Below are 21,932 nucleotides of genomic sequence, written 5' to 3' on the forward strand. Positions count from 1 at the left end.
AATTTGCTGTGCCACAATTGGTCTATTTTTTTTACTTTTGTGCTAATGCACCAATAAAAACTGAGCTATGTCAATTAAGAGCACCCAGACTGCGGTCGTTAACGAACAAGCTATTGTTCTCTTTGAATTGAAGAACAACACCGGAACCACCGTTTGCATCACCAACATCGGATCGACCATCACCAGCATACAAACACCCGATAAAAACGGGAAAATTGAAGAAATCACCCTGGGATTCAACAAGCCCCTGGAATACCTCAACGAAGCCTACCTTAATAACTGTCCCTATTTGGGCGCCACCGCAGGCCGTTTTGCCAACCGCATTGCCAAAGGAAAGTTCAGTTTGGAAGGACAAAGCCATCAACTTCCGATAAACAACGATGCCAACCATTTGCATGGCGGACCCGACGGCTTTCACCAACAAATATGGAAGGGCCAGATAGAAGGCGAAAGCCTGGTGATGACGCTGGTGAGTCCCGACGGTCACATGGGCTATCCCGGAAAGGTTACTGCCCGAGTAAAGTACACCCTGACCGATGAACACGAATTAGTTATGGATTACCTGGCAGAAAGCGAGCAGGCCTGCCCTGTTAACCTTACCAACCATGCTTATTTTAACCTACGGGGAAAAAAAGCCAGCATTCTTGATCAGGAAGTGATGATAATGGCCGACCACTACACACCGGCCATCGATGCCATACCCACCGGGGAAATTGCACCAGTAAAAGACACCGCCTTCGACTTCAGCAGTCTGCGTACCATCGGCGAAAAAATCGACGCTTCGCCCATAAAGACCTACGATCACAACTTCGTACTGAACCATCCGGAGGGCCAGCTCGAAAGAGCCGCCCTGGCCCTCGATAAAGAATCAGGGCGCGTATTGGAAGTATTCACTACCCTCCCGGGCATGCAATTTTATGCCGGCAAGTTCCTCGACGGCAGTTATGCCCGGGGCGACTGGCAATTCGACAGCCACGAAGGCTTTTGTTTCGAGACCCAGTATTTCCCCGACAGTCCCAATCACCCCAACTTCCCCGACTGCATCGCCCGTCCCGGAAAACCATTTGAGCACACCACCGTTTTCAAATTCAGTGTCCAAGCCTAAGCCAAGCCCCATATATGAACAGCATCATTGATTACTTTGAGGAAAGGGTCGAACGCTATGCCGACAACGCCCTTATCTGGGAAAAAACAGAGGGCGTATTTCAGCCCACGACTTATAAAGAAACCCTTGAACTGGTCAAAAATTTCGCAGCGGGGCTCCTCGCTCTGGGCATTGAAAAGGGCGATCGCATTTCCCTGCTTTCTGAAGGACGGCGAGATTGGTTACTGGCCGAATTGTCGGTACTCTACTCCGGCGCCATCAATGTCCCCCTTTCCGTCAAACTGGAAGAAGCCAACGACCTGATTTTCCGCATCAGTCACAGCGAAAGTCGGCTGGTCATCGTCTCCGGTTTCCAGGTGGAAAAAATTCGCAAGATACGTGCACAACTGCCCAAGGTGGAGACCGTAGTCGTTTTAGACCCCATGGAAGCCTTGGAGGAAGGAGAAATCACCTGGGCCGACCTGCAACGAAAAGGGCAGGATTTTGTAAAGGAAAGAAAGGACGATTTGGACGCCAGGAGGCAAAGCGTTCAGGACGGGGATGTTGCCAACATTTCCTACACATCAGGGACCACAGCCGATCCCAAAGGCATTATGCTGTCGCACCGCAATTACACCGCCAATGTTGAACAGGCCTTTAGTTTCATCGACATTCCCGCCCACTTTCGCACCCTGGTGGTACTGCCCTGGGACCATGCCTTTGCCCACACCGCAGCCCTTTATGCCTTTATGTACCGTGGTGCTTCCGTGGCCGCTGTGCAAGCCGGTAAAACGGCCAACGAAACCCTCAAAAACTTTTCGAACAACATTCAGGAGATTCAGCCCCATGTACTGATGAGCGTACCGGCCCTGGCTAAAAACTTTAAAAAGAACATCGAAAAAGGGGTACAGGCTAAAGGAAAAATCGCCTGGCTCCTCTTCCGCCTGGCAATAGCCCATGCCTATTGGTACAACGGAACCGGCAACAACAAAGGGAAAGGACTGCGGCGACTGACCCACCCCATCGGTCGCCTGTTCGATAAAATTCTTTTTTCCAATGTGCGTTTAAAGCTGGGCGGCAATCTGCAGTTTTTCATTGGCGGAGGAGCCCTGCTGGACATTGAATTGCAGAAGTTCTTCTATGCCCTGGGCATTCCGATGTATCAGGGCTATGGCCTCAGCGAAGCGGCACCCATTATTTCGGCCAACACCCCCGACTACCACAAAATGGGCTCCTCTGGTAAGGTAGTGCAGCAACTCGACATCCGCATCTGCGACGAAAACGGCCAGAATTTGCCCCAGGGACAATCCGGCGAAATTGTAGTCAAAGGCGAAAATGTTATGCTGGGCTACTGGAAAAATGAAAAAGCCACCGCAGAAACCATCAAGGACGGCTGGCTGTTTACCGGCGATCTGGGCTATCTCGATGCAGAGAATTACCTATATGTACTTGGGCGTTTCAAAAGCCTTTTGATTTCGCACGACGGAGAAAAATACAGTCCCGAAGGCATAGAGGAAGCGCTTACCGACCACTGTCCCCTCATCGACCAGGTAATTTTATACAACAACCAGAGTCCCTATACCGTGGGCATTGTAGTACCATCGGCCGATGCGATAAAGAAAATTCTGGACAAGAACGCTGTAAGCAATCCGGAAGAAAAGTCAGAAATTGTGTTGCGCGAATTGCAAAAAGAACTGGCTCAGTTTAAAAAAGGGGGACACTTACAGGATTTGTTTCCGCAACGCTGGCTGCCGACCACTGTGGTGGTAGCTTCAGAACCCTTTACAGAAGCCAATCATATGGTCAACAGCACCATGAAGATTGTACGGCGTAAAGTCGAAGAAGTCTATGCAAAAGAGCTGGAACAACTCTTCACGCCAGGCGGAAAAGACCTGCAAAACCCACTGAATCGGGCCAATATTCAAAATTATTTTTAATAGAACGTCAATCGCAGCTGGCGAAACGAAACAAAAACGTAAAAATTTCGTCTTAAAGAAAACGACAAACTTTTGATTTTATTAAAGTTTTCACCATTTTTACAGCAAATTTTGCGGACACTAATACCTGAAAATCCCGGATGTGCACATTTTATAAAAAAGCGACACTCCTAACTGTAGCCTTGATGCTGCTGGGCTTAAGCGTGGCCGAAGCTCAGCTTCGACGCTCCTTTGCCCGTCGCGGCTTCGATATTTGGGATGGTATGACCATTACCCCAAAAGCAGGCGTCAACTTGTTTTATGGTGACCTGGTCGACGAATCCCGCACCAGCTATTCGGCAGGACTGCTGATCGATCGGGAGATGACCCGGACGCTTTCTCTGCGGGTGAATGTCACGGCAGGACAAATGAAGGGCGAACAAATGAATCCGGTTTATGACCTACCCTACGCCAGCTTCACCAACTTTTACACCGACATCAGTCTTGGGGGCAGTTATCGTCCATTGAACCACCTGCTTGGCTATTTCAGGGAACGGACCTTCCAGCCCTATATTACCGGACAAGTCGGATTGGTCTATTTCAGTGCCCAGGAAACCTGGGGACCTGCCAGCGAACTCGTAACGCCAGGAGCCGTCGACGGAGAAATCTGGCGCCAACCCAGTGGCATTGCCCCCCTGGTTTCAGGCGGAGGCGGTTTCTCCTTTTGGGTAAGTCCCACCATCAGTGTAAATGCAGAGTTCACCGGTTTTTTTCCATTTAGCGACAAACTTGACGGACACGATGTATGGTACAGCGCATGGCCGGAAGGCGTGGAATATGAAACAGACCCTCTGGATGTCTACTACACGGCAACCTTGGGTCTCAGCATCTTGATTTCCGACAGCCCCTTCCGAAACGACCCGCGTTTCAACCGCAGGAGCTACACCAAAACCAGACGCTTCTATCAGCCTAAGAATACTGGTCCACGCAGAACCGGCACACGTCGCCGTTTCTTATTCTTCTAGAAAACACAAACGGTCCTAAGCTGCATTATTCATAAATTATCTATTACAACAACGTATGAATAAAGCAGGCTAAATATAAAGAGGGTGTCTCTGATTTTTGAGACACCCTCTTTGTTTATCAAGTCAGCCGACCGTACCTGCTTTCAGGCGAATGCAGGCTATTGCTGCATCGTCTTCTCTTTCAACAAATCCTGCAGGCGCAACATCTCATCACGATATTGCGCAGCAGAAACAAAATCCAAATCTTTTGCCGCCTTCTCCATAGCCTTCTTCGCAGCTTCAGCGGCTTTTTCCAGACCCTTTACCCCCATGTTGGCAACAACAGGATCCGCAGCGATATCCAGATTTTCCGGTTCAATATAAGCTTTCGGTTCTGCCAGCTGTTTCTGACCCGGAATAATGGCTCCTTTCTTACGAACTACTTGACGTGGAACAATACCGTGCTCCTCGTTGTAACGCAGTTGCTTCTCCCTACGATACAAAGTCGCATCTATGGTTTCTTTCATCGATCGGGTAATGGTATCGGCATACATGATGACCCTCCCATTTAAGTTTCGGGCAGCCCTTCCGGCGGTCTGCGTAAGCGAACGCGCCGAACGCAAAAAACCTTCCTTGTCGGCATCCAGAATAGCCACCAGGGAGACTTCCGGCAAATCCAGTCCCTCCCGAAGCAGGTTCACCCCCACCAATACATCAAAAGCTCCCTCGCGCAAGCCCTCCATAATCTTAACCCTTTCTAAGGTATCCACATCGGAATGAATGTATTCACACCGAACACCCATCCTGTTCAAATAGCTGGTCAACTCCTCCGCCATACGCTTGGTCAGGGTCGTCACCAAAACCCGTTCCTCCTTCTCTGCACGCAAATGAATTTCTGCCAGCAAGTCGTCTATCTGGTTGAGACTGGGGCGCACTTCAATTTCCGGATCGGGAAGACCGGTGGGACGAATCACCTGTTCCACAATAACTCCCTCACTTTTGGCCATTTCATAATCGGCCGGCGTAGCACTGATGTAAATGGCCCGCTGTGCCAGGGTCTCAAACTCCTCAAATTTTAGAGGCCGGTTGTCCAGGGCCGAAGGCAACCTAAAACCGTACTCCACCAGATTTTGTTTGCGACTGAAATCGCCCCCGTACATGGCCCTGATTTGAGGAATGGTAACGTGACTCTCATCAATCACCGCAATAAAATCATCGGGAAAATAATCCAGCAAACAGAAGGGGCGTGTCCCCGGGAGGCGACCGTCGAAGTAACGACTGTAATTCTCAATACCGGGACAGTGCCCCAGCTCCCTTATCATCTCCAGGTCATAATTCACCCGCTCCTCAAGGCGTTTGGCTTCCAGGCTCTTGCCTTCAGAGCGCATCCATTCTAAATGCAACACCAAGTCATCCTGAATGTGATGAATGGCCTCATGGATGCGTTCCTTCGTCGTCACAAAAATATTGGCGGGATAAATAAGCAGTTCCTCAAAAATTTCCAGGCGGATGTTGTTCACCGGATCAAAAGTTTCAATCCGCTCCACCTCCTCGCCCCAAAAAATGATGCGACAAGCATGATCGGCGTAGGCCAGATAAACATCCACCGTATCGCCCTTCACCCGAAAATGTCCCCGGTTAAACTCCACCTCATTGCGTGAGTACAAACTGTCCACCAGTTTGCGCAAAAATTGATTACGTCCAAGCGGTTCACCCACCTTCACCTTAATAACATTGGAATGGAAATCCTCCGGATTGCCAATACCATACAAACAGGAAACAGAAGAGACGACAATGACATCGCGCCTGCCCGACAACAAGGCCGAAGTGGCGCTCAGGCGCAACTTCTCAATCTCATCGTTGATGGCCAGGTCCTTCTCAATATAAGTGTCGGTAACGGGCAAATAAGCCTCCGGCTGATAATAGTCGTAGTACGATACAAAATATTCCACCGCGTTGTTTGGGAAAAACTGACGAAATTCACCGTACAACTGAGCAGCAAGGGTCTTGTTGTGACTCAGCACCAGTACAGGGCGATCGAGCTGCGCAATAACGTTGGCCACCGTAAAGGTCTTTCCCGATCCCGTTACGCCCAGGAGTGTCTGATAATTGCTGCCCGCATGAAAACCCTCTACCAACTGTCGGATGGCTTCGGGTTGATCGCCCGTGGGTTGAAAATCTGAAACCAATTCAAAGGCCATAAGCAAATTATTTTAATAAGAAATTGGCATCCAGACTGCCACGGAACACAAATCGAGCAGGCCCCTCCAACCAAATATCGGAATACCTGCCTTTAGCCGGAGAAACAAAGCTGACCTGGAGCTCTCCGCCCTGTACAGTCACCCGATAAGCCGAAGTTTCTCCATGTAAGAAATGGTCGCTCAACACAGCAGCCACGCAGCCTGTACCACACGACCAGGTTTCATCTTCTACCCCACGTTCATAAGTTCGCACCTGCAGAAATCCAGGCGTTTTGCGCCCCACAAAATTAACGTTACAGCCGCCCTTTCCATAAGCCGGATCATTTCTTAAGGCACGTCCAAGCCCAGGCACATCCACCTGATCGGGTTGCGCACAGAAACGAACCAAATGCGGGGATCCGGTATTCAGGAAACAATCCCCATCCATCTCTTTAATCTCGTGCACATCCACCATTTTCAATCGGATGGCTCCCGGGGCATATACCGCCTCGTGCAAACCGTCAATAGCCTCAAAAGAAAAAGACTTACCCGCCTCCACCAAACCCAAATCGAAGGCAAAGGCAACCATGCAACGACCTCCATTGCCACACATGGTACTCTCGCGGCCATCGCTGTTGAAATAGCGCATCGAAAACCGCTGTTTTTCCGAATCCTCCAGCAACATTAGGCCATCTGCCCCCACTCCAAAGCGCCGGTGACACAGTGCCCTTATCAGCGCCTCGTCACCAGCCGGAAAGCCACCCTCCCTGTTATCCACTAAAACAAAATCATTTCCAGTCCCCTGGTATTTGTAAAAAAACAGCTCTTGATTCATATCTTAAACCTCCTATAAATGGTACAACGACAAAGATACGGAAGCCAATCCAAAACAAGAAACAACAGTAAACCAGTATGGAAATTATTGTTTATGTATAAATCGACTGTTTTGGTCAAACAAATCCCGCCAAAGCCAAAAAAAAAGTGATCTTTGAATTGACAAGTGAACATGGCCGTACTATCTTCACACAAACAAATAAGGCCCCCTGTTATTTTCTTTTCGGTTTTGGTTAAGGGTTAGGGTTTCCGGAAAGAGCTGCAGGGGGCTTTTTTGTGCCCTAAACAAACGCTCCACCTGCTTGTTTCTTTATCAACAGGTCCCATTCAGGCCAACACCCCCGTTAAATACTGTTAATCTACATTGCAAGGCACACAATTTGATTGCTTATAAGGCAAACCTTTAAAACAAATTGTTATGAACGCAAAACAACTTTTCAGCACCTTTGCCATTGCCATTATAAGTGCTTTTGTGGGCGTAATGACCTACTCATTGGTAAAACAGCCCGATGTTATAAAAGAACAAGTTCCCGTACAGGTCGAACATGCTGCACGCTACGCCTCTTTACCGGCGGAACCACAGGGCGGTTATCCCGACCTGACCTTTTCGGCCGAAAAATCGGTCCACGCCGTGGTACACGTAACCACCAAGGCCACCAGTTCGGTCTCCCACCAAATGATGCCCGACCACCCGCTCTTTGAATTCTTTTTTGGTCCCCGGGGTTTTTACCAGGAACCCCAACAACAGCAGCCCGTAATGGGATCCGGATCCGGCGTAATTCTTTCCAGCGATGGTTTTATCGTAACCAACAACCACGTTATTGACAATGCCGATGAAATTGAAGTAACTTTGAACGACAAGCGGACGTTCAAAGCAGTAAAGGTGGGTGCCGATCCCACCACCGACATTGCACTGCTAAAAATTGACGCTTCCGACCTTCCCTACCTGCGTTATGGCAACTCTGACGACCTGCGCATAGGGGAATGGGTTCTGGCTGTGGGAAATCCCTTTAATCTCAACTCAACCGTTACCGCAGGTATTGTCAGCGCCAAGTCGAGGAGCATACAAATATTGGGACAAATGAGTATCGAAGCCTTCATACAAACCGATGCGGCCGTAAACCCCGGCAACAGTGGTGGTGCCTTGGTCAACACCCGCGGCGAACTGGTAGGCATCAACACCGCAATTGCTTCCCGTACGGGTTCCTTTAGTGGCTATTCCTTCGCTGTTCCGGTCAGCATTGTGGAGAAGGTGGTCAACGACCTGATGGAATTCGGAGAAGTTCAAAGGGGCCTCATCGGAGTCAACATACGTGAAATGGACAACGAGCTGGCTGCCGAATTGAATATGGATCGTGTAAATGGAGTTTACGTCGCTGAAGTCATTGAAGGTGGTGGTGCAGCAGCGGCCGGCATACGTGCCCACGACGTCATTGTCTCCATTAACGGCGAAGCGGTAAATACCGTTCCCCAGCTGCAGGAAAAGGTTGGTCGCTTCCGTCCCGGTGACAACTTACAAGTAGAGGTAATCCGTGATGGAAAAAGAAAACCTTTTACGGTCACTTTACGTAACATTCACGGCAGTACCGACGTAGTAGTCACTTCAGCCAAGATGGCTGCACTGGGAGCTGCGTACGACCAATTGAGCGACAGCGACAAACAACGACTAAGAATTAGAAATGGCCTTAAGGTGAGTAGCGTTGGCAGCGGAAAATTCCGTGAGGCAGGAGTCAAGGAAGGCTACATAATTACCCAGGCCAACCGCGTACCTATAAATAGTGAAGAAGATCTTAAAAAAGTAGTAGAAGTGCTCAACGAAGGACTTTTCCTAACGGGAATATATCCGAATGGTCAGGTGGCGTACTATGCCATAAACCTTCAGGATTGATTAAAGAACCTTAACAGGCGGGTATCGATATTGCTTTACTGAATAAAATGTAGTAATTTTGCGCCGTATTTTGGAGGAAACATGAGACAATTAAAAATAACAAAATCCATTACCAATCGCGAAAGCGCTTCTTTGGATAAGTATCTTCAGGAAATTGGTCGTGAAGAGCTGATATCCGTTGAGGAAGAAGTGGAATTGGCACAACGTATCAAGAAAGGCGACCAGGCTGCTCTTGAGAAGTTGACCAAGGCCAACCTGCGATTTGTGGTGTCCGTTGCAAAGCAATATCAAAACCAGGGACTCAGTCTGCCCGACCTGATCAACGAGGGCAACCTGGGCCTGATTAAAGCCGCCGAAAAGTTCGATGAAACACGTGGTTTCAAGTTCATTTCGTATGCGGTTTGGTGGATTCGTCAATCGATACTGCAAGCCCTGGCCGAGCAGTCCCGCATTGTACGCTTACCCTTAAATCAGGTAGGCTCCCTCAATAAAATCAACAAGGCTTACTCCAAGTTTGAGCAGGAGCATGAGCGCAAGCCTTCACCTGAAGAACTGGCAGACCAGCTGGAACTGCCCGCCGACAAAGTGGCAGACACGCTGCGTGTGGCCGGAAGGCACATCTCAGTAGATGCTCCCTTTGTTGAAGGAGAGGACAACAGTCTGCTTGACGTACTGGTCAACAGCGATTCGCCCAATGCGGATAAGACACTGATCAACGAGTCACTGGCTCGTGAAATAGAGCGTGCTCTGGCCACCCTCACCGAGCGGGAAAGCGACATCATCAAGCTCTTCTTCGGAATTGGTTGTCAGGAAATGACTTTGGAGGAAATTGGAGAGCGCTTTGGTCTGACCCGTGAGCGGGTGCGTCAAATCAAGGAAAAGGCCATTCGCCGTTTGCGACACACTTCACGCAGTAAACTACTGAAAACCTATTTGGGGTAAAGACCCGTACAAATAAAAAAGCTGTTTGCGTTGCAAACAGCTTTTTTTATTTGCTGTAATTCAATAGTTTGGTCAACACTTTGGCTTCCTTCTCCCAGTTCAATTCCGCCACAATCCGCGGCAAAGCCTTCCCCCATTGCAAACGCAAAACCCTATCTTCACAAGCCCTACGGATGGCCGCGGCAATTACTTCAGCTTCCATACTGTCCAGCAACAAGCCTGTATTGTATTCTTGCACCAGCCGGCCCATATCCGGAAAGTTCGTAGCAATAATGGGCAGGCCCAAGGCAGGGTAATCGAAAAGCCGATTGGGCAAGGAATGATAGTAATTGAGTCCCATACTTTCAAGCAAACACAAACCCACATGGGCCTTGGCCGCCTCCGCACGCAGCTCTTCAAAAGGCAAACGTCCCAAAAAAACAACGTGCTCTTCCAGCTTCAGTTCCTTCACCAGCTCCCGCAGCACGTCTTCCTCATCGCCCGATCCAGCTATATGCAGCTTGTAGCCAGGCAGCAAAGTCATCGCCCTTATAGCCTCCTTTAAACCCCTGCCTACATTTAATGCCCCCTGGTAATATACAACTGGATGAGCACCCAACTCCCGCAAAGGCAATAAGTCTGCGGGCCTCCGGGGAACATTCCGAAGCAAATCAAAATCTACCCCAAAAAGTCTTTGATACAGATCAACAATGCCCGGAGAAACTGTAAATCCACCATTCAAACGGGGCAACAAAAACTTTTCCAGATTGCGCCATATGCGCTTAACCCCGGGGCGGTGCTGCAGTTCGGGACTTTCAGAGAAAAACTCGTGACTGTCCATAAATACCGGGCGCCTTTTCAAACGAGCCCCTAACCAGGCCGCAGGCAAGGTATCCATATCCACCGCCAGCACCAAATCAAAACGATGGCCCAGCAACCAAAAGAACATGCGAAGATTAAGCAAGGCATAAAACAAAGGCCCCTTATTCACCCAGAGTTTAAAGCGCCGGAGTTGCCCCTTGCGATTTGCGGGAAGGGCCCCTCCGGGCCAATTCCTTCCAAGCACAAAGACCTCCATCCCTTCTGAATCAAAATAATGGACCAGCTTGGCCACCCTGTTATCGGTTACTAAGTTATTACTGACCGTAATGACCAACCGCTTTCGTATGCTGCTCGCCTGCTTCATAAACTTCATTTCCTCCGCTAAAATAAAAAACCTTCCCGACATTACACCGGGAAGGTTCCTATATACTTCGATCAGCAGGGCTGCTTAAACATCAATTTTGGCATAAGTAGCATTCTGCTCAATAAATTCACGTCGTGGCGGCACGTCATCGCCCATGAGCATACTGAAAATGCGATCGGCCTCGGTGGCACTCTCAATGGTTACCTGGCGCAAGGTACGCAATTCAGGATTCATGGTGGTGGTCCACAGCTGCTCTGCATTCATTTCTCCAAGACCCTTATAGCGCTGAATATGTACCGCATCTTCTTTACCGCTGGCATAACGCTCTACAAATTCGCGACGCTGCTGCTCGGTCCAGCAATACTCTTCTATCTTACCCTTCTTCATCAAATACAAGGGAGGCGCGGCAATGTACAAGTGTCCGTTGGCAATCAAATCCTTCATGTAACGGAAAAAGAAGGTCATAATCAAAGTGTTGATGTGGCGCCCGTCCACATCGGCATCCGTCATGATGATGATTTTGTGATAACGCAATTTTGAAAGATTGAGCGCCTTGCTGTCTTCTTCCGTTCCGATGGTTACCCCCAGGGCAGTGAAAATATTCTTGATCTCCTCACTATCAAATACCCGGTGCTGCAAGGCCTTCTCCACATTCAGGATTTTTCCACGCAAAGGAAGGATGGCCTGAAACTGGCGATTACGGCCTTGCTTGGCCGTACCACCCGCAGAGTCTCCCTCTACCAGAAAAACTTCGCACAAGGCAGGGTCTTTCTCCGAGCAATCGGCCAGCTTACCGGGCAGACCACTGCCCGATAAAACGGTCTTTCGCTGCACGAGCTCACGGGCCTTACGGGCGGCATGACGCGCCGTTGCGGCAAGTATTACCTTGCTGACAATGGACTTGGCATCCTTGGGATTCTCCTCCAAAAAGTTCTGGAGCATCAAACTCACCGCCTGATCAACGGCCAGACTCACATCGCTGTTGCCCAGCTTGGTTTTGGTCTGCCCCTCAAACTGTGGCTCCTGTACTTTAACCGAAATAATCGCGGTCAAGCCCTCCCTGAAGTCGTCTCCATTGATGTCGAACTTCAGTTTGGCAAACATTCCCGACTTCTCTGCAAAAGTCTTCAGCGTACGGGTCAGACCTCTACGAAAGCCGGTCAGGTGCGTACCACCCTCTATGGTGTTGATGTTATTGACGTAAGAATAAACATTCTCCGTAAAGGAGGTATTGTAAACAATCGCAATTTCAACCGGAACCTCATTCTTCTCTGAATTGATGTAAATGATGTTGTCGATCAGTTTTTCACGATTGATGTCTACAAACTGAACAAACTCCTTGAGCCCTTCCTCGGAATGGAATTCTTCTGATTTAAAGGATCCATCCTCACTGATTTCCCGACGGTCGGTCAGCACAATACGAATGCCCTTATTCAGGAAGGCCAATTCGCGCATACGATCGGCCAGTATGGAATACTTGTATTCCGTAGTGATAAAGATAGAAGCGTCTGGCTTAAATTTTACCCAGGTACCACTTTTATCGGTAGTTCCGATTTCCTCAACACCGGTCTGAGGTTTACCACAGCAGTATTCCTGACGGTAAACCTTTCCGTTTCGATGCACTTCGGCAATCAGCTGGGTCGACAGGGCATTAACACAGCTTACCCCTACTCCGTGCAAACCACCGGAAACCTTATAACTGTCCTTATCAAACTTACCACCGGCGTGCAACACAGTCATCACCACCTCCAAGGCGGATTTCCCTTCCTTCTCATGCAAGTCCACCGGAATACCCCGTCCATTGTCTAAAACGGTTATGGAATCGTCCTCATTAATGGTTACCTCAATATAATCGCAATGACCGGCAAGGGCTTCATCAATGGAGTTATCCACCACTTCATAAACCAGGTGATGCAGACCTTTAACCCCTACATCACCAATGTACATGGCCGGACGCTTTCTTACAGCCTCCAGTCCCTCCAGTACCTGAATACTGTTGGCTGAATAATCGCCATTAGATTTGCCTGGCGTAAGCTCTAAATTATCACTCATGATTGTTTACAATTACATTAATCGCACCTTTTTCGGAGCGTGCCACAAATATAACAAAATTTACCCGGCATACCCTCTTCCAGGAAGCTTATTTTACAAGAAAACCAAATCTTCAAACCCTTGACAAACAAACTGTTATGCCACACAGGCGAGATTACGGAGACTTTTATTGCTTCTGGGCGCTGTTCCTGCTGTCTGGCGGCACATTCCCCTTCAAAAAAAAGCCGCGCATCACATTTATAAAGAAAAAAAGAGTAAATATTTCTACCTTTGGATGCCTGAAAACAATAAAAAGACCAAGCAGCTTGAAAACAGACCCGAAATCAGAACACTGGTTTGCCCTCTATACCAAATCCCGCACCGAAAAGCGGGTGTACGACAGTCTTACACGTCTGGGCATTCACACCTATTTGCCTTTGCGGAAAGAGCTCAAACAGTGGAGCGACCGCAAAAAATGGGTCGAAACCCCGGTAATCAACTCCTATATTTTCGTGCGCCTGCCCGAAAAGGAATACCGGAGAGTATTCGAAGCCCCGGGAGTCGTAGCCTATGTTTGCTACAAAGGGAAGGCAGTAATCATTCCCGACCATGAAATGGAAGCCATGCGCAGAACAGTGGAAAATAAGATGAGTTTCAGCGTGGAAAGTGGCGGCTTAAAAAAGGGCCAAATGGTCACAGTAACCTCCGGCCCCTTGAAAGGAGTAACAGGAAGGGTAACCCATATTCGGGGACAAAAGAAACTCTACCTGAGCATCACCAACATTGGCTTTACCCTGGTGGTTAACCTCGATGAAGACACGGTTATGGAAGAAAAAAGCGAAACGGCCTGAACCCTTTCGCTTTTTTCAAAAAATCGTTTAAAATTCTACTTGGCCCTGACGGGCTTTGCCTTATCGGGTAAAATCAAATTGAGTAATACGCCCACCACAGCAGACAAACCAATACCTGCCATCGAGAAGTTTCCGAATTCGACCATGGCACCGCCAATCCCTACCGTTAAAATCACCGACACAATTACCTGATTGCGCGTCTTTTGCAAATTGGCACCCGAGTCCACCAGCGTTTTAATGCCCACAGTAGCAATCATACCAAAAAGCAAAAGCATAATGCCCCCCAACACACCTGCGGGTATGGATTGCAAAACACCACTGATTTTCCCGATTAAAGCAAAAACAATGGCCGTTACCGCTGCGATACGTAGTACAAAGGGATTGGTGACTTTCGTGAGCGAAATGGCCCCCGTAACTTCAGAATAGGTGGTATTGGGTACCGAACCCATAAATCCACCCAGGGCTGTAGCCAAACCATCGCCCAACATGGTACGGTGCAAGCCGGGTTCACGAACAAAATTCTTTTCTGCTACGGCGCCCACTGCATACATATCCCCAACGTGTTCAATCATGGGAGCAATGGCTACGGGCAGCATATAAACAATGGCGCTCCAATTTAATTCAGGACGGGTAAACTCGGGCAAGGCCAACCAGGCGGCCTCTTGAATCGGCGCAAAATCTACTTTTCCTAAAAGCATGGCCGCTACATAGCCCACAACAATACCGCAAAAAATAGGAATCAGTTTAATCAATCCCCTAAAGTAAACTACAACAACAATGGCAGTGAGTAAGGCAATAACGGCCAACAACCAATCACTGCTGGCCATTTCTACACCAGTAGGCGCCAGAGAAAGACCAATAACCATAATCACCGGTCCAACAACCACCGAGGGAAAAATGCGCTCAATCAGCCCCAGTCCACGCCATTTCACCAAGGCCGACATCAGTCCGTATACCGCACCCACCGCCACAATGCCCGAAAGCATCCCGGCAAAGCCAAACAAACGCGTAGCCTCAGTAATGGGGGCGATAAACGCAAAACTACTGCCCAGGAATACCGGCACCATTCCGCGGGTTATCAGATGAAATAGAAGGGTACCCACTCCTGCGGAAAACAGGGCGATGGATGGGTTAATACCCACCAGCAAGGGCACCAGCACAGTAGCCCCGAAGGCCACAAATAAAAACTGCACCCCAAGAATGGTATTGCGGGGTAAAGACTTGGTAAATTCACTCATAAAAATCTTTCTTTTTTGGGGTAAATTCAAAAATCCCCCAAAGAAAGAAAAAAACCCTTAAAAGGCAAGCCTTTTAAGGGTTTTATCTGCATATGATTTTTAACAGTTCAGACGGTCTTATACCAATCCTTGCGCCAGCATTGCGTTAGCCACTTTAATAAAACCACTGATATTGGCTCCATTAACATAGTTGACAAAGCCATCTGCCGTTTTTCCGTGCTTCACACAAGCCGCATGAATGTTCTTCATAATGCTCTGCAATTTCTCATCTACCTCAGCAGGAGTCCATTGCAAACGCATAGAATTCTGACTCATTTCAAGTCCCGATACAGCCACACCACCAGCGTTGGCAGCCTTACCGGGTCCGTACAGGATCTTACGATCGAGGAAAACCTTAATGGCTTCAGGAGTTGAAGGCATGTTGGCGCCCTCAGCCACACAAATACAGCCGTTGTCCACAAGCGTCTGAGCATCGCTGCCATTCAGCTCGTTCTGGGTAGCGCAAGGCAAAGCAATATCGCACTTGGCCTTCCATGGGCGCTCGTTCTCCCAGTATTCGGCCGAAGGATACTTTTCTACATACTCTTTGATACGTCCGCGAAGGGCATTTTTCAACATCATCACATGCTGAAGCTTCTCCGTAGTAATGCCCTCTGCATCGTAGATGGTTCCGTTGCTGTCAGAGAAGGTTACGACTTTACCGCCCAACTCCAAAACCTTTTCAGCCGCATACTGAGCCACATTACCGGAGCCACTGATGGCTACGGTTTTGCCTTTAAAGCTGTCGCCTTTGGTCTTCAGCATTTCTACAGCAAAATATACAGTACCGTAACCGGTCGCTTCGGGACGGAAGGGACTTCCACCAAAATCAAGGCCTTTACCGGTAAAGGTTCCGGTGAACTCGTTGCGCAAACGCTTGTACTGACCGTACATATAGGCTACTTCGCGACCACCTACACCAATATCACCGGCAGGAACGTCGGTATTGGGACCAATGTGACGGTGCAATTCGGTAACAAAGGACTGGCAAAATTTCATGACCTCGTTGTCGGACTTTCCTTTGGGGTTGAAGTCCGAACCACCTTTACCACCACCCATGGGCAAAGAGGTGAGACTGTTTTTCAAAACCTGCTCAAAAGCCAAAAACTTCAGAATACCCAGGTTCACCGAAGCGTGAAAACGAATTCCTCCTTTGTAAGGTCCGATGGCGCTGTTCATCTGCACTCTGAAACCACGGTTGATTTGTACTTCACCGCGATCGTCGAGCCAGGGTACCCGAAACATGATCACCCGCTCGGGCTCAGCCATACGCTCCAGAATTTTATTTTTCATCAAAGAAGGGTTCTCCACAATAAAGGGAGCAAGGCTCTCTACTACCTCATGTACTGCCTGGTAGAATTCGGGCTCAGCCGGATTACGGGCAATTACACCGGCCATAAAATCGTCAACAAAACGGGATACCTGGTTTTTCATTTGCTAAAAATTTGATTGGTTATATTTTGATTTTTCTGTTCGAACTCCTAAACCGCGACAAAAATAATAGTTTTTACGGACTTTTACTTATAATCCACCACGTTTTTTTAAGTTTAAATTACGAACTATCGAAAAAATGAAGCGTTCGAAGAAAAAACTACCTTTGTCGAACAGAAAATAACACTGCACATTATGGAAAAAGAAGCACCAAGTGTTGGCCGAAAATGCTTTGTTTGCGGCAAAGACCTAACAAGGGAGGACTACATTGTTCATCCAAAAACAAACCTACCCGAATGTCGCGCCTGCATTGGAAGCGAAGCGGAAGAGAAAGCCGTTCGGGAAGCATTCGATTCTTTGGGCGAGGATTTTGTATGCGGCTGCATTTAATCAATAAGTGCCTACCTGATTGGCAGGAGCTTTTACCTCAGCAGGGATCGCGCCCCGATAAAATACCCGTCCGCTGCCCGTAATTTCAATGCCTAAAAATGAAAGGGAGCGACAATAGACCAGTCCCGAGCCGTTAAGACCGACATTCAAATAATCGGCGGCTAAGTCACCCGCCTCTATCTTTCCGGAACCCTCCTGAATTAAGCGCGCTTTATCGGCATGCCCGCGAACAAGTAGAGAACCACTTCCGACCTGTCTCAGCTGAAGCTCACCAAAACCTCCCTCCAGGTCGATAACGCCACCGCCATTACTTAAAACTTTTAAATGGTCCGCCTCCACCCCTCTGGCTTTTACACGGGCACGAGCGTAAACCTTGATGTCGCTTAAATCTGTTTGTAAAGAGTCGATGTTCACCCAGCCATCACCAAAAACCTCCAGCAAATCAAGTCTCGATGTGGTCACTGTAATTACAACCGGCTCCCGTGGAATCAGCGTGTAATTGGGCAAGCGACGAATCAGCAAAGTACCCCGCAGCACTTCTGTATGTATGTAAGCTAAAAGATTGGCGTCGGCCTGAACCTGCACTTGCTGCTGATCGCCAGGCTTCAACTGCAAGGTAAAATCATCGTAAAATTCAATGGAGGTAAAAGCAGCATGCACCCGTTCCTGGGGCTCGGCCGACTTACCATCTCCTACCACCTCAATATTAAGGATGCCTTCACAGGATGCAAGCATCAGCAAGAGAATGCCTCCAAAAACAAATCTGTAGCTATTTACGACCACCCGACCCCTGTTTACCGGTTAGTATTACGTTCTTGTACAAAGATAGACGAGACAAAGATAAATGCAATAAATATTATACTGTAGCGATACAAGCAAATACAAAATTATTATCTTTGAAGTGCTTTTGGTTTATATTAGTTTAAAAGGGAAGGGAACAAAGGTTTCTTTCCCTTTTTCTATTTTTAAAGCATAATCAAAAACCGCGACAGTATGGATTTTTTTAAACTCGCCGCCCTGCGTCAATCGGTCCGTCAATTCAAAAGCCAGGCCCCCACACGCAACGAAATTCTTCAAATTTTAGAAGCGGGTCGACTCGCCCCCTCAGCCGTCAACTACCAGCCTTGGCAAATAGTTGTGGCCGATGCGCCCAACTTACGCCAACAACTCTGGGAAGCCTATCCACGCGATTGGTTCAAAGCAGCCCCGGTTGTATTGGTCATTTGCGGCAACCATAACGAAGCCTGGAAACGGGGTGTCGACAAAAAAGATCATTGCGACATCGACGCAGCCATCTTAACCGATCACCTCAGTTTAATGGCTGCCAGTATCGGAATTGGATCTTGCTGGGTATGTAATTTTAATCCCGAAAAAGTTCGGGAAGCTTTACAACTTCCCGAACATTTGGAGCCCATGGTTTTACTTCCTTTGGGCTATCCTGCATCACCCCTGGATGTGGGTGAAAAAAGACGCAAGCCCTTGGAAGATATTGTCTTTCATAACGGTCTGTCCAGATTCTACTGACCCGGGCCTGCTAGCGTATGTTGATGCCTACGCCGGCCGACAACATGGAATAGTCGCCAAAGGTATAATCGCCATGGATGGCAAAAAAGCCAAAGCGCAAACGCAGTCCTGCATTGAAATCGACGCCATTGGTGGTGTAGCCGAGGGTAAAAGGATCCTGTCCAATCCCCGGATATTCCCCCTTAAGTGCAAAGTCGCTGTTGGTGGTGCCATAACCCACACCAGTATAAACTGCCAAAATGGGCATATTCAATCCAACAAGCAGGCGACTGGTAAATGCGCCGGAGGTAACCTCGAGGAGCTGATCCGAACCACCGCCATAGGCACTGACATCCACGTCAGAACCCAAATGCGTATAGCCCACCATTACCGAGCTCTGCAGCATAGGCATCCTTTTCAAAAAAGGGATGTACTGCTTCAGACTGTGCTTGACGCCAAAACCATAGAGGTTTACTTTTCCGGCATCTCCTAAAGAAGTACTCGGAATGAAACGTAGCACCACTTCGGTATCCCAGGGCAAACCCACCGCTGCCTGTACCATGGGGGCCGGCAGCTTGTCGAAACCACTGCCATTGGGCAGGGTCAGGACAGACTCCCCTTCGTACTCCAAGCGCGGACGCAGGGCTTCCGGCATGCTTCCGGCAGCAGTCGGTGCCATATAAAGATTTGGATCTTCCAACGACCACCCCTCACTCATCTGTGGCAAGAGAGCCGCAACGTCAAAGGTCTTCCCCACATCGGGAACCATGGCCATATTCACCCCAAAAGTGAGGTCAAAACCCCCAATCCGGTGAACACCGGCCGAGTTGTACCAACCCCCATTTAAGGATTTTCCAAGCATTTCGCCATAGGGTTGCAAATAGGCTTCTGATACAATACGGGCATCCTCAACACCCATTTCCAGAAAATCGGTGACTTGCTTTTGGGCTTTTAGTCCCACCGGCAAAAGCAATAGGAACACCACAAGCATCGAACTCAGCATTTTTAATTTCATAGGTCTTTGATTTTTTGGTTAGCAAACATATATGATTAAGCTTCCTTGAACAAACCAAGTGGCAGCACGCAAGGTTCAAATTTCCCTGCAAATAAGAGGCAAAAAGATAAAAATGTGACAAAAATCATAAGTTTGTGTCCAATTATTAACTTTGCAATGCAGCTTCGAATGTGTAAAATTGCAGCTTTCAAACTCAGTGTTCATTTATTCTTATTTTAAATCCAATACATGAAAGCGTTGCACAATCGTTTAAGGCAAACAATCCTGGCATCGACTTGTTTGCTTGCTGTACTCTTAACAACACAATGTAAAAATAAAACAGATATGACGGATAACAATCCTTTATTACAAGAATTCAACACCCCACATCAAACACCGCCCTTTACTCAAATACAGACTGCACACTATATTCCGGCTTTTACTGCAGCCATGGAAGAGGGACGTGCAGAAATCAAGGCCATCATCGACAATCCTGCGACACCGGACTTCAACAACACCATCGAAGCCCTGGAAAAGGCGGGCAATAAGTTGAGTCGCATCAGCAGCATCTTTTTCAACCTCAACTCGGCAGAGACCAGCGAGGCCATTCAGGAGGTGGCCCGGGAGGTATCTCCCCTCCTTTCGGAATACGGCAACGACATTTGGCTGAACGAGGCTCTTTTTGCCAGAGTAAAAGCCGTGTACGAGCAAAAGGACAAACTTACACTCAGCACAGAGCAGGCTACCCTCCTGGATAATACTTATAAAGGTTTTGTTCGTCGTGGTGCGCTGTTGAATGCTGAGGACAAGCAAAAATACCGCAACATAACCGCAGAACTCTCCAAGCTCTCCCTGCAGTTTGGTGAAAACCTGCTGGCGGAGACCAACGACTACAAACTGCATATTACCGATGAGGCCGACCTGGCGGGTTTGCCCGAGGCAGTGCGCGAAGCCGCTCAGCAACTGGCCGAAAGCGAAGGAAAAGAAGGCTGGATGTTTTCGCTGCATGCGCCCAGCATGCTGCCCTTTATGCAGTATGCCGACCAGCGGGAGCTGCGCGAGCAACTCTTCCGTGCTTCTACCAAACGGGGCAATCAGGATAACCAAAACGACAACAAAGCCAACATCCTGCGTCAGGCCGAACTTCGCCTGGCGAAAGCGCAGCTTTTGGGTTACCGGTCGCACGCCGACTATGTGCTGGAAGAGCGGATGGCGCAGAGCGCCGACAAAGTCAATGCTTTCTTAAACGAACTTTTCGAAAAATCCTTCCCCTTTGCCCAGGAAGATGTGGCCCAGGTGGCCGCCTTTGCCAAACAGCAGGGCCTCGAAGGGGAACTACAGCGTTGGGATTTTGCTTACTATTCTGAAAAGCTGAAGACTTCCTTGTTCGACTTGAACGAAGAAATGACCAAACCCTATTTCCAACTGGAAAAGGTAAAAGCGGGCATTTTCGATTTGACCAATAAGCTGTGGGGACTCAGCTACAAACTGAACAAGGACATTCCGGTGTACCATCCCGATGTGTTTGCCTATGAGGTCTTCAACCGCGACGAGCAAGTCATTTCGGTACTCTACCTCGATTTTCATCCCCGCAAGGGCAAGCAGGGCGGTGCCTGGATGACCTCCTTCCGCGACCAACATGTGGAAAACGGCCAAAACATCATTCCCCACGTTTCGGTGGTTTGCAATTTCACGCCGCCCACCGCCTCTCGCCCCTCCCTCCTGACTTTCAACGAGGTGACCACTTTCTTACATGAATTTGGCCATGCCCTGCACGGCATGCTCAGCGAAGTGACCTACGAAAGTCTTTCCGGCACCAGTGTGTACCGCGACTTTGTTGAATTGCCCTCACAAATTATGGAAAACTGGGCGCTGGAGAAGGAGTGGCTCCAGGATGTGGCTGTTCACTACCAGACCGGGGAGACCATGCCTGAGGACCTCATTCAAAAAATTATTGCTGCCGATAATTTCCAGAGTGGCTACCTGACCGTTCGTCAGCTCAGCTTCGGCTTCAACGACATGGCCTGGCACTCCATTACCGAACCCGTTGCCACCGACGCCATCAGTTTTGAGAAAGCCGCCATGGCCAAAACCGAGCTTTTTCCCGAAGTGGCGGGCAGCTGTTTCAGTACCGCCTTCGGACACATCTTCGACGGGGGCTATGCCGCCGGCTACTACGGCTACAAATGGGCCGAAGTCCTCGATGCCGATGCCTATGCCCTCTTCAAAGAAAAAGGCATCTTCGACCAGGCTACCGCCGAAAGCTTTCGCGAACACATCCTCAGTAAGGGCGGCACCCGCCACCCCATGGACCTCTACGTTGCTTTTCGTGGCGCCGAACCCTCGGTGGAAGCCCTCCTGCTGCGCAGCGGTCTCAGCAAGTAACACCTGTTTGCAGACAAGCAAAAAAAGGAGGAAAGCGACAGCGCTTTCCTCCTTTTT

17 protein-coding genes are annotated in these 21,932 nt (G+C 48.8%); 9 read left to right on the forward strand and 8 right to left on the reverse strand.

All coding sequences use genetic code 11. The annotated features are described in order from the left end of the window. The first annotated feature begins 67 nt into the window (after positions 1 to 67). From B4W65_RS10035 to B4W65_RS10045, 3 genes are all read left to right on the forward strand, one after another. Positions 68 to 1,105, forward strand: a complete 1,038-nt coding sequence (locus B4W65_RS10035; RefSeq protein ID WP_088655021.1) for an aldose epimerase family protein — start codon at positions 68 to 70, stop codon at positions 1,103 to 1,105. 14 nt (positions 1,106 to 1,119) lie between these two features. Then, positions 1,120 to 3,021 (forward strand): AMP-dependent synthetase/ligase, encoded by a 1,902-nt coding sequence (locus B4W65_RS10040; protein WP_088655022.1) that lies wholly within the window; start codon positions 1,120 to 1,122, stop codon positions 3,019 to 3,021. Positions 3,022 to 3,161: 140 nt separating this feature from the next. Beyond that, positions 3,162 to 4,025, forward strand: a complete 864-nt coding sequence (locus B4W65_RS10045; protein ID WP_240509539.1) for a hypothetical protein — start codon at positions 3,162 to 3,164, stop codon at positions 4,023 to 4,025. A 158-nt stretch (positions 4,026 to 4,183) separates the two neighbouring features. Here B4W65_RS10045 and uvrB read toward each other — a convergent pair whose 3' ends face one another. Then, entirely contained in the window at positions 4,184 to 6,205 is a 2,022-nt protein-coding gene (uvrB, locus tag B4W65_RS10050; protein WP_088655023.1) for an excinuclease ABC subunit UvrB, read from the reverse strand. Positions 6,206 to 6,212: 7 nt separating this feature from the next. Further along, complete coding sequence (dapF, locus tag B4W65_RS10055) at positions 6,213 to 7,019, reverse strand: diaminopimelate epimerase (RefSeq protein ID WP_088655024.1); 807 nt, start codon at positions 7,017 to 7,019, stop codon at positions 6,213 to 6,215. A 417-nt stretch (positions 7,020 to 7,436) separates the two neighbouring features. Here dapF and B4W65_RS10060 point away from each other — a divergent pair, with 417 nt between their 5' ends. After that, complete coding sequence (locus B4W65_RS10060; protein ID WP_088655025.1) at positions 7,437 to 8,906, forward strand: Do family serine endopeptidase; 1,470 nt, start codon at positions 7,437 to 7,439, stop codon at positions 8,904 to 8,906. An 81-nt stretch (positions 8,907 to 8,987) separates the two neighbouring features. Next, the gene (locus tag B4W65_RS10065) at positions 8,988 to 9,848 is read left to right on the forward strand and encodes a sigma-70 family RNA polymerase sigma factor (RefSeq protein ID WP_088655026.1); all 861 of its coding nucleotides are present in this window, start codon (positions 8,988 to 8,990) and stop codon (positions 9,846 to 9,848) included. Positions 9,849 to 9,894: 46 nt separating this feature from the next. Here B4W65_RS10065 and B4W65_RS10070 read toward each other — a convergent pair whose 3' ends face one another. Continuing rightward, positions 9,895 to 11,022, reverse strand: coding sequence for a glycosyltransferase (locus tag B4W65_RS10070; protein WP_158522827.1), 1,128 nt, complete (start codon positions 11,020 to 11,022; stop codon positions 9,895 to 9,897). Between the two features lie 75 nt (positions 11,023 to 11,097). Then, positions 11,098 to 13,065, reverse strand: a complete 1,968-nt coding sequence (gene gyrB / locus B4W65_RS10075) for a DNA topoisomerase (ATP-hydrolyzing) subunit B (protein WP_088655028.1) — start codon at positions 13,063 to 13,065, stop codon at positions 11,098 to 11,100. Positions 13,066 to 13,370: 305 nt separating this feature from the next. Between gyrB and B4W65_RS10080 the strand changes: the two genes are divergently transcribed. Then, positions 13,371 to 13,895 carry a UpxY family transcription antiterminator gene (locus tag B4W65_RS10080; RefSeq protein ID WP_240509540.1) on the forward strand — a complete coding sequence of 175 codons (525 nt, stop codon included), beginning with the start codon at positions 13,371 to 13,373 and terminating at the stop codon, positions 13,893 to 13,895. A 35-nt stretch (positions 13,896 to 13,930) separates the two neighbouring features. Here B4W65_RS10080 and B4W65_RS10085 read toward each other — a convergent pair whose 3' ends face one another. After that, positions 13,931 to 15,133, reverse strand: coding sequence for a uracil-xanthine permease family protein (locus tag B4W65_RS10085; RefSeq protein WP_088655030.1), 1,203 nt, complete (start codon positions 15,131 to 15,133; stop codon positions 13,931 to 13,933). Between the two features lie 117 nt (positions 15,134 to 15,250). Continuing rightward, positions 15,251 to 16,606 (reverse strand): NADP-specific glutamate dehydrogenase, encoded by a 1,356-nt coding sequence (gene gdhA, locus B4W65_RS10090; RefSeq protein WP_088655031.1) that lies wholly within the window; start codon positions 16,604 to 16,606, stop codon positions 15,251 to 15,253. A 192-nt stretch (positions 16,607 to 16,798) separates the two neighbouring features. Between gdhA and B4W65_RS10095 the strand changes: the two genes are divergently transcribed. Next, positions 16,799 to 16,993, forward strand: coding sequence for a hypothetical protein (locus B4W65_RS10095; protein WP_088655032.1), 195 nt, complete (start codon positions 16,799 to 16,801; stop codon positions 16,991 to 16,993). On the opposite strand, the gene B4W65_RS10100 is transcribed toward B4W65_RS10095, so the two are convergent. Then, positions 16,994 to 17,776: a GIN domain-containing protein gene (locus tag B4W65_RS10100; RefSeq protein ID WP_088655033.1), complete on the reverse strand. Its 783-nt coding sequence runs from the start codon at positions 17,774 to 17,776 to the stop codon at positions 16,994 to 16,996. A 210-nt stretch (positions 17,777 to 17,986) separates the two neighbouring features. Here B4W65_RS10100 and B4W65_RS10105 point away from each other — a divergent pair, with 210 nt between their 5' ends. Beyond that, positions 17,987 to 18,517, forward strand: coding sequence for a nitroreductase family protein (locus B4W65_RS10105; RefSeq protein ID WP_088655034.1), 531 nt, complete (start codon positions 17,987 to 17,989; stop codon positions 18,515 to 18,517). A gap of 10 nt (positions 18,518 to 18,527) precedes the next feature. Here B4W65_RS10105 and B4W65_RS10110 read toward each other — a convergent pair whose 3' ends face one another. Next, positions 18,528 to 19,511, reverse strand: coding sequence for a DUF6588 family protein (locus tag B4W65_RS10110; protein WP_088655035.1), 984 nt, complete (start codon positions 19,509 to 19,511; stop codon positions 18,528 to 18,530). Between the two features lie 324 nt (positions 19,512 to 19,835). On the opposite strand from B4W65_RS10110, the gene B4W65_RS10115 reads away from it, so the two are divergent. Beyond that, positions 19,836 to 21,875, forward strand: a complete 2,040-nt coding sequence (locus tag B4W65_RS10115; RefSeq protein ID WP_088655036.1) for a M3 family metallopeptidase — start codon at positions 19,836 to 19,838, stop codon at positions 21,873 to 21,875. The last annotated feature ends 57 nt before the right edge of the window (positions 21,876 to 21,932 follow it).

This window comes from Geofilum rhodophaeum (genome assembly GCF_002210225.1).
GTDB lineage: Bacteria > Bacteroidota > Bacteroidia > Bacteroidales > Marinilabiliaceae > Geofilum > Geofilum rhodophaeum.